Annotated in this window: 18 protein-coding genes; 7 read left to right on the plus strand and 11 right to left on the minus strand. The window is 65.2% G+C overall.

Going from position 1 to position 14,593, the window contains the following annotated elements:
* Positions 1 to 71: 71 nt before the first annotated feature.
* Positions 72 to 1,178: a ketoacyl-ACP synthase III gene (locus WDO72_11425; protein MEJ0086288.1), complete on the minus strand. Its 1,107-nt coding sequence runs from the start codon at positions 1,176 to 1,178 to the stop codon at positions 72 to 74.
* A 74-nt stretch (positions 1,179 to 1,252) separates the two neighbouring features.
* Here WDO72_11425 and WDO72_11430 point away from each other — a divergent pair, with 74 nt between their 5' ends.
* A complete protein-coding gene (locus WDO72_11430) occupies positions 1,253 to 1,885 on the plus strand; it encodes an inorganic pyrophosphatase (protein MEJ0086289.1) in 633 nt (210 codons plus the stop codon).
* Between the two features lie 50 nt (positions 1,886 to 1,935).
* Here WDO72_11430 and WDO72_11435 read toward each other — a convergent pair whose 3' ends face one another.
* The gene (locus WDO72_11435) at positions 1,936 to 2,304 is read right to left on the minus strand and encodes a hypothetical protein (protein MEJ0086290.1); all 369 of its coding nucleotides are present in this window, start codon (positions 2,302 to 2,304) and stop codon (positions 1,936 to 1,938) included.
* 78 nt (positions 2,305 to 2,382) lie between these two features.
* Here WDO72_11435 and WDO72_11440 point away from each other — a divergent pair, with 78 nt between their 5' ends.
* Positions 2,383 to 4,530: a S9 family peptidase gene (locus WDO72_11440; protein MEJ0086291.1), complete on the plus strand. Its 2,148-nt coding sequence runs from the start codon at positions 2,383 to 2,385 to the stop codon at positions 4,528 to 4,530.
* A 10-nt stretch (positions 4,531 to 4,540) separates the two neighbouring features.
* A complete protein-coding gene (locus WDO72_11445) occupies positions 4,541 to 5,308 on the plus strand; it encodes a DUF695 domain-containing protein (GenBank protein MEJ0086292.1) in 768 nt (255 codons plus the stop codon).
* A gap of 42 nt (positions 5,309 to 5,350) precedes the next feature.
* Here WDO72_11445 and WDO72_11450 read toward each other — a convergent pair whose 3' ends face one another.
* From WDO72_11450 to dapF, 7 genes are all read right to left on the minus strand, one after another.
* Positions 5,351 to 5,956, minus strand: coding sequence for a DUF938 domain-containing protein (locus tag WDO72_11450; GenBank protein ID MEJ0086293.1), 606 nt, complete (start codon positions 5,954 to 5,956; stop codon positions 5,351 to 5,353).
* Positions 5,953 to 6,132: a hypothetical protein gene (locus WDO72_11455; GenBank protein ID MEJ0086294.1), complete on the minus strand. Its 180-nt coding sequence runs from the start codon at positions 6,130 to 6,132 to the stop codon at positions 5,953 to 5,955. Before WDO72_11455 ends, WDO72_11450 begins: the two co-directional genes overlap by 4 nt.
* Positions 6,133 to 6,248: 116 nt before the next feature.
* On the minus strand, positions 6,249 to 7,577 hold the full coding sequence (gene hslU, locus WDO72_11460; protein ID MEJ0086295.1) for an ATP-dependent protease ATPase subunit HslU: 1,329 nt from the start codon (positions 7,575 to 7,577) through the stop codon (positions 6,249 to 6,251).
* Positions 7,578 to 7,580: 3 nt separating this feature from the next.
* Positions 7,581 to 8,123 (minus strand): ATP-dependent protease subunit HslV, encoded by a 543-nt coding sequence (hslV, locus tag WDO72_11465; GenBank protein MEJ0086296.1) that lies wholly within the window; start codon positions 8,121 to 8,123, stop codon positions 7,581 to 7,583.
* A 6-nt stretch (positions 8,124 to 8,129) separates the two neighbouring features.
* On the minus strand, positions 8,130 to 9,029 hold the full coding sequence (gene xerC, locus WDO72_11470) for a tyrosine recombinase XerC (protein MEJ0086297.1): 900 nt from the start codon (positions 9,027 to 9,029) through the stop codon (positions 8,130 to 8,132).
* 3 nt (positions 9,030 to 9,032) lie between these two features.
* Entirely contained in the window at positions 9,033 to 9,740 is a 708-nt protein-coding gene (locus WDO72_11475) for a DUF484 family protein (protein MEJ0086298.1), read from the minus strand.
* A 27-nt stretch (positions 9,741 to 9,767) separates the two neighbouring features.
* Positions 9,768 to 10,610, minus strand: coding sequence for a diaminopimelate epimerase (gene dapF / locus WDO72_11480; GenBank protein MEJ0086299.1), 843 nt, complete (start codon positions 10,608 to 10,610; stop codon positions 9,768 to 9,770).
* A 30-nt stretch (positions 10,611 to 10,640) separates the two neighbouring features.
* Between dapF and WDO72_11485 the strand changes: the two genes are divergently transcribed.
* Positions 10,641 to 11,234 carry a hypothetical protein gene (locus tag WDO72_11485; protein MEJ0086300.1) on the plus strand — a complete coding sequence of 198 codons (594 nt, stop codon included), beginning with the start codon at positions 10,641 to 10,643 and terminating at the stop codon, positions 11,232 to 11,234.
* A 1-nt stretch (position 11,235) separates the two neighbouring features.
* Entirely contained in the window at positions 11,236 to 11,787 is a 552-nt protein-coding gene (locus WDO72_11490; protein ID MEJ0086301.1) for a GNAT family N-acetyltransferase, read from the plus strand.
* 93 nt (positions 11,788 to 11,880) lie between these two features.
* Here the strand turns inward: WDO72_11490 and WDO72_11495 are convergent, their stop codons facing one another.
* Positions 11,881 to 12,303, minus strand: a complete 423-nt coding sequence (locus WDO72_11495; GenBank protein MEJ0086302.1) for a CoA-binding protein — start codon at positions 12,301 to 12,303, stop codon at positions 11,881 to 11,883.
* A 53-nt stretch (positions 12,304 to 12,356) separates the two neighbouring features.
* On the opposite strand from WDO72_11495, the gene WDO72_11500 reads away from it, so the two are divergent.
* Together WDO72_11500 and WDO72_11505 are read left to right on the plus strand one after the other, a co-directional pair.
* A complete protein-coding gene (locus WDO72_11500; GenBank protein MEJ0086303.1) occupies positions 12,357 to 13,265 on the plus strand; it encodes a DUF2167 domain-containing protein in 909 nt (302 codons plus the stop codon).
* Positions 13,266 to 13,291: 26 nt separating this feature from the next.
* A complete protein-coding gene (locus WDO72_11505) occupies positions 13,292 to 13,855 on the plus strand; it encodes a 2Fe-2S iron-sulfur cluster-binding protein (GenBank protein ID MEJ0086304.1) in 564 nt (187 codons plus the stop codon).
* 5 nt (positions 13,856 to 13,860) lie between these two features.
* Here the strand turns inward: WDO72_11505 and WDO72_11510 are convergent, their stop codons facing one another.
* Entirely contained in the window at positions 13,861 to 14,592 is a 732-nt protein-coding gene (locus tag WDO72_11510) for a LytTR family DNA-binding domain-containing protein (GenBank protein ID MEJ0086305.1), read from the minus strand.
* Position 14,593 lies beyond the last annotated feature (1 nt).

The following is a 14,593-nucleotide window of genomic DNA, read 5'->3' on the forward strand; positions in this document are numbered from 1 at the left end:
AAAGAAAGCCAATAGCCAGACGTTGAAGCACAGGTCCGACGGAGCCCGCGTAGTCAAATACGCGGGCTTCGTCATTTCGGGGCGGGAGTTACCTGCAGCGACTTGATACCGCGATAGCGGTTGACGATCTCGAGTGCGGTCTTGTTGTTAGGCGGCAATTCGATGTCGCTGACACCGAGCGGCGCGACACGTTGACCCCAACGCACGACGTGCCCGGTGAAAGTCAGGCCGCCGCCGAACGACGGCATCAGCAGCAACGCGCCCGGTTTGACCCGGCCTTCTTCGAGCGCCTCGCACAGCGCGACCGGTACGGTGGCCGCGGACATGTTGCCGTAGCGATGCACGTTGGTGAAAACCTTCTCCATCGGCACGCCGGTTTTCTTCGCGACGGCCTCGATGATGCGTAGATTGGCCTGGTGGGGGATCACCAGATCGACGTCGGCGGCCGTCTTGGCGATCTTGCCGAGCGCTTCCTGGCAGGCGCTCGCCATGCCCTGCACGGCCTTCTTGAAGATCTCTTGGCCTTCGAACTGCCACTCGGTCTTGCCGATGATGCGGTTCTGATGCGCGTAGGCCGCGCCCATGCCATGCACACGCAGGATCTCGCGCGACTCGCCATAACAGCCGAGTTTCTCGGCCAGCAGTCCTTCCTCGCCTCCGGTGGCGCTGAGCACCACCGCTGCGGCGCCGTCGCCGAACAGCACCGCGGTGTTGCGATCGCTCCAGTCGATGAACGGCGAGATGACTTCGGCGCCGATCACCAGCGCGTTTGCGACCACGCCGGTCTTGATCAGCGCCGTGGCGGTAGATAGGGAATAGAGGAAGCTGGTGCAGGCGGTGTTGACGTCCATGGCCGCGCAGCCTTCGGCGCCGATGCGGCGCTGAATGCCCGAGGCGACGTTCGGCACCTGGTCGTCGTAGCTGGTGGTGCCGAAGACGATGAGCTCTATCTGCCGGCCGTCGATGCCGGCGGCGGCGAGCGCGCGCGCGGCGGCGACAAACCCAAGCTCCCCGAGCTGCACGTGCGACACCCGCCGTTCCCGGATGCCGGTGCGGGAAGTGATCCACTCATCGCTGGTGTCCAGGAAGGTCGCGATGTCGGGATTGCTCAGCACCGCCGGAGGCAGACACTTGCCCCAGCCGACGATGGCCGCCCCCCGCGAACTCGTTGCTGACATGGGCGGGAAGGATAAGCGCACCGGGAGCGTCTCGCCATGGCGAGACGCGCGCCGGTCCCGTACAGTCCACGCCCATGACCGAACACAATTTTTCGCGTTGGCGCCCGCATCCGTGGCATGGCCTGGATCTGGGCGAAGATGCGCCGCGCATCGTCAATGCCTACATCGAGATCACGCCGTTCGACATGATCAAGTACGAGATCGACAAGGTCTCGGGTTACCTGCGCGTGGATCGGCCGCAGCGGTCATCGAGCCATCCGCCCGCGTTGTACGGGTTCATTCCCAAGACGTATTGCGGCGAACGTGTCGCCAAACTGGCACCGGGTTCGGAGCGTGGCGACGGCGATCCGCTCGATATCTGCGTGATCAGCGAACGGCCCATCGAGCGCTCGGAGGTCATCCTGCGCGCGCGCGTGATCGGCGGTATCAAGCTGCTCGATCGCGGCGAGGCCGACGACAAGATCATCGGCGTGCTCGAAGGCGACTACGTCTGGGACCACGTGAAGGACATCTCGCAGCTCGCGCCCGTGCTGGTCGAACGGCTCGAGCATTACTTCGGCACCTACAAGATGGTGCCTGGCGAGCCTAACAAGATGAAGATCTCGGGCAAGTACGGGTACGAACACGCGAAGGAAGTGATCGAAGCCTCGAGCGCGGACTACGAAGAGACCTTCGGCGACGCCACGCAGGACCGCCGCCGGCAATAAAGGGGACATGCCTATTTTTCGGGCCGGCCCGAAAAATAGGCATGTCCCCTTTATTGCCGGCGGCGCATGTAGCGCATCAGCGCCGCGGCCAGCAGCGCCGCGCACGGCGCGAGAAACCACGACACGGCGACATATTGCGCCGGCAGCCGGCTTCCCAGCGCCAGCCCTAACAACAAGGCCGGCACGCCGGCAACCAGACCGTGCAGGAACGGGCTGTTCGCGCCGAGCACTCCCGCCCACACGCCGGAGATGAACTGCACCAGCGCCCAGGCCGCGGCGATACGGTCATCGCTCGCCGCGCCGGGCAGCGCGAATACGACCAGCAATGCGCCAGCGAGATTGATCACGCCGCTGACCAGCAACGCGCCGGGCCGCAAGCCCCGGGTGGGTGGAGCGGGATTCATGGATTCGGGAGTCACGCGGGTAGTCTCGCGTCAGGGACAGTGTCCGGCAAGAGATAAACAAACCCCGGCGCAGTTGCGCTAACGTTGACGCCCATGAAAACAGCCACCGATCCGGCGGCGAGTGCCGTCATGGCCCGCGCACTCGTTGCACTGCTGATGGTGATCTGCTGCGCGCTTCCGGCCGCGGCGCGCGCGGACACGAAGCGTATTCCTGCCCACGAAGACATCTGGCTCATGAAACGCGTAGGTCCGCCGGTGGTGAGCCCGAACGGCCGCTGGATCGTGGTCAATGTCATCGAGCCCGCGTACGAAGAGAGTGCGCAGCTCAGCGACCTGTGGTTGATCGACACCACCACGCGCAATTCGAGCCGCCGTCTCACCTCGACGCGGCGCCCCGAGGCCGGCGTGATCTGGAGCGCGGACAGCCGCCGCATCCTGTTCAGCGCGCAACGCGACAACGACGACGCGCCGCAGGTGTATTCGCTCGACCTCGCCGCGGCCGGCGAGGCGCAACGGCTGACCACTCTGTCCGGCGGCGGGCGCGTACCGGTCATGTCGCATGACGGGCGGCAGCTCGCCTTCATCTCGATCATGTATGCGGACGCGCGCGACGATGCGGCTAACAAGGAGAAGATCCAGGCGCATCGCGACCGCAAATCCGCGGCCCGCATCTACGACGGCTTCCCGGTGCGCAATTGGGACCACTGGGTCGACGACCGGCAGGCGCGCATTTTCGTGCTGCCGCTCGACGAGAACGGCCTGCCGGCCGGCGCGCCGCGCGACCTGACATTCGGCACGAAACTCGCCGCGAACCCCGGATTTGCCGGCCGGCAGACCGACACCGGCGAAGAGATCGACGTCGAATTCACACCGGACGACAAGGCCATCGTGTTCGCCGCCACGACCAATCGCGATGCCGCCGCCCGCTCGTTCACCGACTCGCAACTGTTCCTGGTCGACGTCGCGGGTAGCGAGCCGCGGCAGCTCACGCAGGGCAACGACACCTGGTCCCAGCCGCGCTTCACGCCCGACGGCCGCACGTTGCTGGCGGTGCTCGAAGCGCAGAGCGGCAACTATGTCTACAACCAGGCGCGGCTGGCGGCTTTCTCCTGGCCCGACAGCGGTAAACCCCGCGTCATCAACGACGGCCTGGATCGCGCGGTGAACAGCTTCGCGGTGACGCCCGATTCGCGCACGGTCTATTTCACCGCCGAGGATGGCGGCAACGAGAAGGTGTATTCAGTGCGCATCGAGGGCGGCAATGTGCAGACGTTGTTCGGCGTCGAGAAGGGCAGTTACACGAACCTCACGATTCCAACACGCACCGGCCGCTTCGCGATGTATGCGAACTGGGAGAGCGCGAGCGCACCGGGCGAAGTCGCCCTGGTCACTCCCTTCGGCAAACCCGTGGTGCTCACCAAGTTCAACGCCGCGCGCGCCGCGCAGCTCGACCTGCCGCCGATCGAGAACTTCTGGTTCACGAGCAGCCGCGGCAAACGCATTCACAGCTTCTTGGTGCGTCCGCCCGGTTTCGACCCGGCGAAGAAATATCCGCTGGTGGTGATGATCCATGGCGGTCCGCACGGCATGTGGCGCGACCAGTTTTTCGTCCGCTGGAACTACCACCTGCTCGCGGCGCCGGGTTACGTTTTCCTGCTGACCAACTACTCCGGATCGACCGGCTTCGGCGAGGCGTTTGCGCGCTCGATCCAGGGCGATCCGCTCAAGGGTCCCGGCGATGAGCTCAACGAGGCGGCCGATGCCGCCATCCGGCAGTTCGGCTTCATCGACGGCAGCCGGCAATGTGCCGGCGGCGCGAGTTACGGCGGGCACCTCGCCAACTGGCTGCAGGGGACGACCACCCGCTACAAGTGCCTGTTCAGCCACGCCGGCCTCGTGAATCTCGAGACGCAATGGGGCACCAGCGACACTATCTACTCGCGCGAAGTCAACATGGGCGGCCCGCCCTGGGAGCAGGGCCCCGTGTGGCGCGAACAGAATCCGATCCGGCTGGCGGCGAAGTTCCGCACGCCTGTGCTGATCACCGTCGGGGAGAACGACTTCCGCGTGCCGCTCAACAATGCGCTCGAGTACTGGAGCGCGTTGCAGAGGATGCAGGTGCCGAGCCGGCTGATCGTGTTCCCGGACGAGAACCACTGGATACTGAAAGGCGAGGACAGCCGGTTGTTCTACGCCGAGAATGCGGCGTGGCTCGACCGCTGGCTCAAGCCAGAACGTTGAGGAAAACACCTTGTCCGACGAGTGGGACTTCTACTTCGCCCGCGTCAACGACGCGGTGGCATCGATCTTCGTGGACCTCGGCATTCGGCAAGACGCGCCGATCGAGAAACGTCCGTGGTTGTTGTGGGTGTGGGTGGAGATGCAGTCGGCGCGAGCGGATGGGCTTTCCTCGAACGAAGAAGCGCCGCGCATGCACGAGATCGGCGAATCGCTCGATGCAATGATCTCGGTCACCTGTGGCGCGCAGATGGTGGGGCGCATCACCGGTGCGGGCCGCCGCGAGTTCTATTTTTATGCCTCCGAACCGGGCGAACTCGACACCGCCACGGCGAATGCCATGAAGAATTTCGACACCTACAAGTACGAGACCGGCAGCAGCTTCCAGCCGGACTGGGATCAATACATCAACCTGCTGTATCCGTCCGAATCCAATCTCGAGCGTATGCAGAATCGCCGTCTGCTCGAGGCGCTGGCGGAACAGGGCGACGTGCACGAGGTGCCGCGCAAGGTGGACCACTGGATGTATTTCGCCACGGAAGCCGCGCGTACCGTTTGCCGCGATACGCTCGCCGCCATCGAGTTCACGGTCGAAGACGAGACGTTGTCGGATGAGCCCGACGATCCGCTCCCCTACGTGCTGGTGGTCTCGCGCGTGGATCCCATCGACTCGCATACGATCAACGGCATCACGCTCGAACTGGCGCGGCTCGCCACGCAGAATGGCGGCAGTTACGACGGCTGGGGGTGTGATGCGATGAAGGAAGAGACGCTGCAGTAGCTGGGTGTCGCGACGGCGGGCGGATTCCGGTTTGCCGGGCGGCTACAGCGACTTGGTCAACACCACGGTCAGGTTGTTGGCGGGCATGCGCACGACCTGCTGGCGTTGCAGTCCGTGTGCGGCGGCCACGCGCATCACCTCGTCGAGGTCCCGCACTCCCCACTCCGGATTGCGCCGCTTGAGTGACGCATCGAAGTCGAGATTGGATTGCACCGCGGTGCCGTTTTCCAGATAGGGCCCGTACAGCAACAGCTTGCCGTGGGTGCGCAGGTGTCGCGCCGCCCCGCGGCACAACGCCTCCGTCGCGGACCAGGGCGAGATGTGGATCATGTTGATGCACAACACGGCATCGTATTCGGTGGCCACCGGCCAGCGTGCATCGTGTACGTCGAGCGCGAGCGGCGGTGCGACGTTCGTGAGCCCGGCTGCGCGAATGCGGACGATCATGCTGTCGCGCGCGGCGGCATCGGGCTCGGTGGGCTGGAAGGTGAGTCCGCGCAGGTGACTGGCGAAAAAACACACGTGCTGGCCCGTGCCGGAGGCGATTTCGAGCACGCTGCCGGATTCGGGCAGCACGGATTCGAGCACGGTGAGGATGGGATCCTTGTTGCGTTCCGCGGCGGGCGAACTCAACAACTCGTTGGTCACGTCTGGCGGCGCTCCGTGCGGATACGCTTGACCGTCATCCACATGAACAGGCTGATCACCGAGAGCAGCGCACCCATCAACACCGCCAGCCACCAGTGGAAGCGCCACGCTTCGAGCAGCCCCCAGCCGACGCCGATCGGCGTCATGACCAACAACAAGGGTTTAGCAATACGCATTCTGGATGGTGCCGTTTCCAAGTGGTGCCGGGGTGCAATTCTCGTAATTGCGTGAACGCTGGCGCAAGGTGCGCCGGCAACTCAATTACGAGAATTGCACCCCGGCACCACTTTCTTCACAGGATGTAGCGGGAGAGGTCCTCATCCTTGGCGAGATTGCCGAGATGTTCGTCGACGTACCCCGCGTCGATCTCGACATGGGTGCCGCCGTTCTCGGCGGCGTCGAACGACACGGTTTCGAGCAGCCGCTCCATCACGGTATGCAGCCGGCGCGCGCCGATGTTCTCGGTCTTCTCGTTCACGCTGAAGGCGATCTCGGCGATGCGCCGCACGCCGCCCGGGGCGAATTTCACGTCCACCTGCTCGGTGCCCATCAGCGCCTTGTACTGCGCGGTCAGCGAAGCATCGGGCTCGGTGAGGATGCGCACGAAGTCATCGACCTTCAGCGAATCGAGCTCGACCCGGATCGGGAAACGCCCCTGCAGCTCGGGAATGAGATCCGACGGCTTCGACATGTGAAACGCGCCCGAGGCGATGAACAGGATGTGATCGGTCTTGATCTGCCCGTACTTCGTCGACACGGTGCTGCCTTCGACCAGGGGCAGCAGGTCGCGCTGCACGCCTTCGCGCGACACATCGGCGCCGAGCGTTTCCTGGCGGCGCGCAATCTTGTCGATCTCGTCGATGAACACGATGCCGTTCTGCTCGGCATTGTGAATCGCGCGCGCGCGCAGCTCTTCCTCGTTGACGAGTTTGCCCGCTTCTTCTTCCACCAGCAGTTTCAACGCCTCTTTCACCTTGAGCTTGCGCGGCTTGGTGCGGTTGCCGCCGAGGTTCGCGAACATGCTCGACAGCTGCTCCTGCATCTCTTCCATGCCGGGCGGCGCCATGATCTGCACGCCGGGCGCAATTGCGCGCAGGTCCAGTTCGATTTCCCGCTCGTTCAGCGAACCCTCGCGCAGCATCTTGCGGAATTTCTGGCGCGTCTCGGCATCGCGCGGCGACGCCTCACCGTCGGTGGAGAACCCCATCATCTTGGGCTGCGGCAACAACGCATCCAGCACGCGCTCTTCCGCCGCATCACCGGCCCGATCGCGCACCTTCGCGGTCTCTTCCTCGCGCGCCATCTTCACGGCGACTTCGGCGAGGTCCTTGATGATCGAATCCACTTCGCGGCCGACATAGCCAACCTCGGTGAACTTGGTGGCCTCCACCTTCACGAACGGCGCCTTCGCGAGTTTCGCCAGGCGGCGCGCGATCTCGGTCTTGCCGCAGCCGGTGGGACCGATCATGAGGATGTTCTTCGGCGTGATCTCCTGACGCAGCGGGTCTTCGATCTGCATGCGGCGCCAGCGATTACGCAGCGCGATCGCGACCGAGCGCTTGGCGGCGCCCTGGCCAACGATGTGTTTGTCCAGCTCGGCAACGATTTGGCGCGGAGTCATTGGTTAACCTTTCAACTCTTCGATCGTGAGATTGCGATTGGTGTAGATGCAGATGTCGGCGGCGATGTTCAGCGATTTCTCGACGATGCTGCGCGCGTCTAGTTCGGTGTTCTGCAGCAGCGCGAGCGCCGCACTCTGGGCGAACGGCCCGCCGGAGCCAATGGCGACCACGTCGTGGTCAGGCTCGATCACGTCGCCATTGCCCGAGATCACGAACAAGTTCTTCGTATCGCCGACCAGCAACAACGCCTCGAGGCGCCGCAGGTAGCGGTCGCTGCGCCAGTCCTTGGCGAGCTCGATGGCCGCGCGCGTGAGGTTGCCGAACTTGTCGAGCTTGCCTTCGAAGCGTTCGAACAGCGTGAAGGCGTCGGCCGTGCCGCCAGCGAAACCGCCGAGCACCTTGCCATTGCCGAGGGGCCGCACCTTGCGCGCGTTGCCTTTCATCACGGTGTTGCCGAGGGTGACCTGGCCGTCGCCGCCGATGGAGACAGCGCCGTTGCGCCGCGCGGCCAGGATGGTGGTGCCGTGCGGATTGAATTCACTCATGGAGACCTACGTCTTGCGTTTCGCCCGAGGGTGGGAAGCGTCGTAGGTGCGGGCCAGGTGGGCGAAATCAAGGTGGGTGTAGATCTGCGTCGTGGAGATGTCGGCGTGGCCGAGCAGCTCCTGTACGCCGCGCAAATCCTTACTCGATTCAAGCAGATGAGTGGCGAAGGAGTGACGGAACAGATGTGGATATACACGCGCCGGCAGGCCTTTGCGCTTCGCCCAGTAGGCGATCCGCAGCTGGATCGCGCGATGTTTGAGGCGCGTGCCATTGCGGCCGACGAACATCGCCGCTTCCTCGGGGGAGGCGATCGTCGCGCGCGTCTTCAACCATTCGCGCAAGGCTTCGATCGCCTTGCGCCCCACCGGCACGATCCGCGTCTTCGAACCCTTGCCGAGGACGCGCACCATCCGATCGGCGACATGGAGTCCGGCGAGATCGAGGCCCACGAGTTCATCGAGCCGCAGTCCCGAAGAATAGAAGAGCTCCATGAATGCGCGGTCGCGAATCGCCAGCGCGTCCTCGGGCGAAATGTCGAGCAGCTGGTTTATCTGATCGACATCGAGCGTGCCCGGCAGGCGTCTCGCGGCCTTGGGCGCGCGAATGTCCACCGCCGGATTGCTCCGCAGCACGCCTTCGCGGATCAGGTAGTTGAAGAATCCGCGCGTCGCGGACAGGCGCCGCTGCACGCTGCGCGGGCTCAACCCCCCGGCATGTGAACGCGCCGCGAACATGCGCACGTGCTGGCTGTCGATGCGTTTCCAGTCGTCGAGATCGCCGCGTTCGGCGTATTCCGCCAGCGCGCGCAGGTCGCGCGCGTAGTTAGAGGCCGTGTGCGGGGAGAGACGCCGCTCGAAACCGAGATGCCGGAGGTAGCCGTCGATCAGCGAACGATCGAGGGCCACGTATCAGTTGCGCAGCAGCGAATCGGTGATCAACTCGCCCATGCGTTTCAGGAACTCCGTGCTCATGCCCGGGTGGAAGCGTTCGCGCTCGGCGCTGCCGAGAGCCAGCAGGCCCACGGAGCCGCCATCACCCAGCGGCACCAGCGCGACCGAGCCGATGCTCGCGGCTTCGGGACCGAACAGGAAATCGCGCTGCGTGTCGCGTACCTGGCCGCAGCGCGGCTTGCCGGTGGCGAGCAACGCTTCGAAGGAACGGAGGTTCGCGTCGTCGGGCGCGACGGCGCGCAGGAACGGTTCGTACGCGCCATTGCGAAGGGCTTCGATGGGCGCGGTCAGCAGCAGCACCGAATGAAACGCGTCGAAGTCTTCGCGCAGCGAGGCTTCGAGCGAGGTGAGCGCGGCGACCGGCGACGGCGCGCGCAGCAGGCGCCGCGTGAAGCGATGGATGCGCTCGGAGAGCTGATCGTTGGCGCGCGCGACCGAGATGAATTCGGCGAGGCGGCGATCCGCGTCGGTTTTCTGTTCGCGCAGTACTTCCACCTGGCGCTCGACCAGCGAGACGGTGGAGCCGGTGCGCATGTGCGGCAGGCGCATGCGTGCAAGCAGCGGCTGGTGGCGTTCGAAGAAATCGGGATTGAGGCTCAGGTAACGCTCGATGCGTTCCTCATCCGTCTGACCTGCGGCCAAACCACGTGCGGGTAGCGTGCTCATGCTGTGCGGATCTCCTCTACCGAAACTCTAGAACTCGACTCGGCCCGTGAAAGATACAGCGGTTGGGCCCTTCATCCAAATATGTTCGCCGGGCGCGGGGAAGGTGATCTCGAGTTTTCCGCCCGGCAATTCGACGCTGACGGTCTCATCGAGGCGTCCATGACGTCTGCCTACCGCGACAGCCGCGCAGGCGCCGGTACCGCAGGCCTGGGTTTCGCCGACGCCGCGCTCGAACACGCGCAGTTTGATGTGTGCGCGATCGACGATCTCCATGAATCCGACGTTCACGCGCTTGGGAAAACGCGGATGACGCTCGATCGCGGGCCCCAGGCGATCCACCGGCGCATTCGACACGGAATTGACGGTGAGCACGGCGTGCGGATTTCCCATCGACACGGCGCCGATCTCGACTTCCGTGCCTGCGACGGCCAGCGGATAGACGTGTGCTTCGGCCGACGCTTCGAACGGCAGGGATTTGGGGTCGAAGTTCGGCACGCCCATGTCGACCGAGATGAGATTCGCGTCGTGGACGCGGGCACGGATGAGCCCCGCGGGGCTGTCGAGCAGGATCTCGCCCTGGTCGCCGCCGGGCTGCACGCCCTTGCGACCGTGCAGGAACGCCGCGAGGCAGCGCACGCCGTTGCCGCATTGTTCCACCTCGCCGCCGTCGGCATTGAAGATGCGGTAATAGACCTGGGTGCCGGGGCGGCGCGGCGGTTCGAGCACCAGGGCTTGGTCGAACCCGATACCCGTATGCCGCGCGGACAGCGCGCGCCATTGCGCCGGCGTCGGCAACTGGCCGTCGAGCGGCGCGTCGAAGACGATGAAATCGTTGCCAAGGCCGTGCATTTTGGTGAACTCGAGCTGCATGCGCGGAAGAATACCTTACGCTTTGGAGGTATGCGTCCAACGCCCTGGTTAGTTGCCGCGCTCGCGCTTCTTGCGTTCTGGCGGCTGTACTCGACCCGCGACATCCATCATCCGCCCGGTGTGCTCGCGGCCGCGGATCCCGTCCAACGCATCATCGACGCAGCGCCGGTCATCGAGCGCGGGGAATTCCGCCTGCGGCCACGCGCGGAATTCGACGCCACGGTGCGTGTCCTTCGCCGGGAGGATTACTCGATCGGTGCAATGGCGGCGCTGGTGCCGACGGATTTCGCGGTGGGCTGGGGCCGCATGTCGGACAGCGCGGTGCTCGAGCGCATCGAAGTCAGCCAGGGCAACCGCTTCTATTTCTGGCGCACGCAGGACTGGCCGATCGGGCGCGCAGAGATCGAATCGCATTCGGCGAACTGGCACCTGATCCCGGGCAACGAGGCGGTACGAGGCGTGCTCGGGAGTCTGCGCGCGGGCAACGTCGTGTCATTGCGCGGACGGCTGGTCGACATCGAGGGCCGGGAAGGCGGCATGTCCACCTCGCTGTCGCGCAGCGACACCGGCGCCGGGGCCTGCGAGATACTGCTGGCCTCGTACGCACGCGTGCTGGAGCCCTGACATGAATGTGGCCGATTCGCAGGTAGTTAGTGAAGTTTCGATCGCGGACGCCACCGCCGCAGACGCGCCGCTGCTGGCCGAGCTCGCCGCGCGCACCTTCTTCGAGGCATTCGCGGCCGACAATGATCCGCACGACATGCGCCGGCATCTCGAGGAGTCCTACACACCGCAGCTGCAGCTGGCGGAGATTCGGAATCCGGCGATCGACACCTTGCTCATGCGCATCGACGGCGGCACCCCGATCGCGTACGCGCAACTTCGCGCCGGGCATGTGTCCGACGGCGTGCCGGCCACGGGCAGCATCGAGCTGTGGCGCTTCTATGTCGACCAGCCCTGGCACGGGCGCGGGCTCGCGCACCGGCTGATGGAGGCCGCCAAGGCCCGTGCGCGCCGGCGCGGCGCCACCTGCTTGTGGCTGGGTGTGTGGGAGCGCAATGCGCGCGCGCAGGCGTTCTACGCCAAACACGGCTTCCGCAAAGTCGGCAATCACATCTTCGTCGTTGGCAGCGATCCGCAGACCGACGACGTACTGCTCTGCGATCTCAGCCCATGAACGCAGGCATCGAGCACCTCGGCCTGCGGGTGCGCGACATCGATCCGGTCGCGGCGTCTGGTGCGAACTACTTCGGCCGTGCGTCGAAGCGCATCAGTCCCCGAGTGACGAGCGGTCGCGGAACATGCAGCGGTCCATGACGGTGAAGATGCCGGCGGCGCGCGCCCGCTCCGCCGCGTCCGCGTCGATCACACCTTGCTGGAGCCACAACGCCGGCACTTTCAGGCGAATCGCGTCGTCGACGATGGCGGCCACGTGTTCGGGACGGCGGAAGACATCCACCACGTCGACCGGCCCCGCCCCGGCGAGCGCGGATTCGAGATCCGGCCAGGCACGTTCCCCGAGAATTTCCCGCGCGGTCGGGTTCACCGGCACGATGCGATAGCCAAAGTTCTGCAGCGCGGCCGCCACGTTGTAGCTCGGGCGCCCGGGAGTTTCGGAAAGTCCCAGGATGGCGATGCTCTTGATCCGGCGCAGGAACGCGTCGATCTCGGTTTTCGTGGGGTTCTCGAACATGAGCGCGCCTCGTGTTGTGCTAGCGTCCCGGCACTCAACCTGGGAGGGTCGTGATGAGTGTTACCAATATAACGGCTGTGTGGATAGCCTGCGCCGCATTCGCGGCGCCCACCTTCGCGGACGATCCCGCCGCTCCCGAACCCGAAGCGGCGGCGCCCGAATCCGCCGGCCGCGACATCGCTCCGTTCAAGTACCAGACCGGCGACGTCGTGCTGCCTAACAAGGTAGCGACCTTGCATCTCGGCGACAAGTACCACTACCTCGACGTCGCCGAGACCAACCGGCTGCTCATGGAATGGGGCAATCCGCCCGACGGGGAAACGCAGGGCGCGATCCTGCCCGCGCAAGTCGATCCGCTGACGGATGGCGCCTGGGCAGTGTTCCTCACCTACATAGACGATGGCCACGTAGACGATTCCGATGCCGCGAAGATCGACTACGACGACATGTTCAAGGAGATGAAGGAAAGCGCCGAGGACAACAACCCGGCGCGCAAGCAGCAGGGCTACAGCGCCCTGCATCTCGTCAAGTGGGCCGAACCGCCGCGCTACGACGCGGCCACGAAGAAACTCTACTGGGCGAAGGAGATCGACTTCGAGGGTAGCCCCGTGCACGCGCTCAACTACGACGTGCGCGTGCTCGGCCGCGAAGGCGTGTTGTCGATGGAGGCGGTTGCGAACATCGATCAGCTCGACATGATCCGCGGCGAAATGCGGCCGCTGCTCGAGGCGGCGGAATTCAACACCGGGCATCGATACGCGGAGTTCAACAAGAGCACCGATCGCATGGCGGAATACGGACTCGGCGCGTTGATCGCCACGGGCGTGGCCGCCAAGCTTGGATTGTTCGGCAAGCTGCTGGCGCTGTTGCTGGCCGCCAAGAAGGTCATCATCGTGGCGGTGCTCGCGATCGGCGGGTACGTCGCGAAGCTGTTCGGCAAGAAGAAGGACGCAAACACCTGAGCGAAGTATTGCCGGCAGGGTTTCGCGTGCACATAGAACCGGGCGGTCACGACATCCTCGTGCCGCCGGGCGCGAACGTGCTGGCCGCGGCGCTGGCCGCCGGAATTCCCATGCCGCACAGTTGCCGCGAAGGTCGCTGCGCGTCCTGCAAGTCGCGGCTGTTGTCCGGCGTCATCGAATATCCGGCCGGCCGGCCACCGGGCATCACGCCGGCGGAAGTCGAGCGTGGCGATGTATTGCTCTGCCAGGCCCGGCCGCGCAGCGATCTGTCCATTGAATCGCGCCGCATGCCATTGCGCGTATCCGCCTTCGCGACGGCCGAACTGCTGGCGACCGATGTATTGCCGCTCGGCGCGTTGCGCGTGCGGCTGCGCATCGTGTCGGGCTCGCTCGACGCGCGGCCGGGGCAGTTCGTCGAGCTGCGCAATCCCGCCGGCGACGCCGAGCGGCTCGCCGTTGTCGGAGTGGATGCCGGCATCATCGATGTCGAGTCGACTCCGGACGGCAGCGCGTTGCGTCAATGGCTGGACGGCAAACCGGCTGCCGGCAGTGGACTGCGCATCGCCGGGCCGTTCGATCGCCCCCGCTAGCGCCGCTAGATCCGGAAGCGGTCCTTGAGATCGCCCGCCATGCGGCGGCTGACTTCGAGCGCGTCGGGAAATCCGCGCAGGTGCACGAAATGCTGTCCGCTGGCATCGCGTGCGATGCGCTCGAGGAACCGCGTGTTCACCAGCGCGTTGCGATGGATCCGCAGGAAATTCGCCGAGAACTCGTCCTCGAGTGTCTTGAGCGAATCTTCGATGAGATCCTCGCCCTTCAGGTGTTTCACGGTGGTGTATTTCTGGTCGGCCTGGAAACAGAACACTTCCTCGATCGGGATGAGCTTGAGCCCGTCGCGGCCGCGCACGCCGACGTGCGAGCGCCGGGTGGGTTCGCGCGCGGCCAGCGACACCCGCTGTATCTGCGGGCGCGTCAGCCGCGCGGCCTTGGCGAGCGCCGCGCGCAGTTTCTCGGCGCGAATGGGCTTCAGTAGATAGGCTACCGCCTCCGATTCGAAAGCCTGCAGCGCGTATTCGTCGAACGCGGTGGTGAAGATGACCGCGGGCGGCTCAGGATGTATGGCCAGTTGCCGCGCGACTTCGAGCCCGTCCACGCCCGGCATGCGCACGTCGAGCAGCACGATGTCGGGGACGAGACTTTCAACCAGCTGCAGCGCCTGCTCGCCGTGGCCCGCTTCACCGACCACCTCGAATCCGCCATCCTCCGCCAGCATCGAACGCAGCCGCTCGCGGGCCGGCGGTTCGTCATCGACGATGAGCACCCGCATG

It is taken from the genome of Pseudomonadota bacterium (assembly GCA_037200975.1).
Taxonomy (GTDB): Bacteria; Pseudomonadota; Gammaproteobacteria; order Steroidobacterales; family Steroidobacteraceae; genus CADEED01.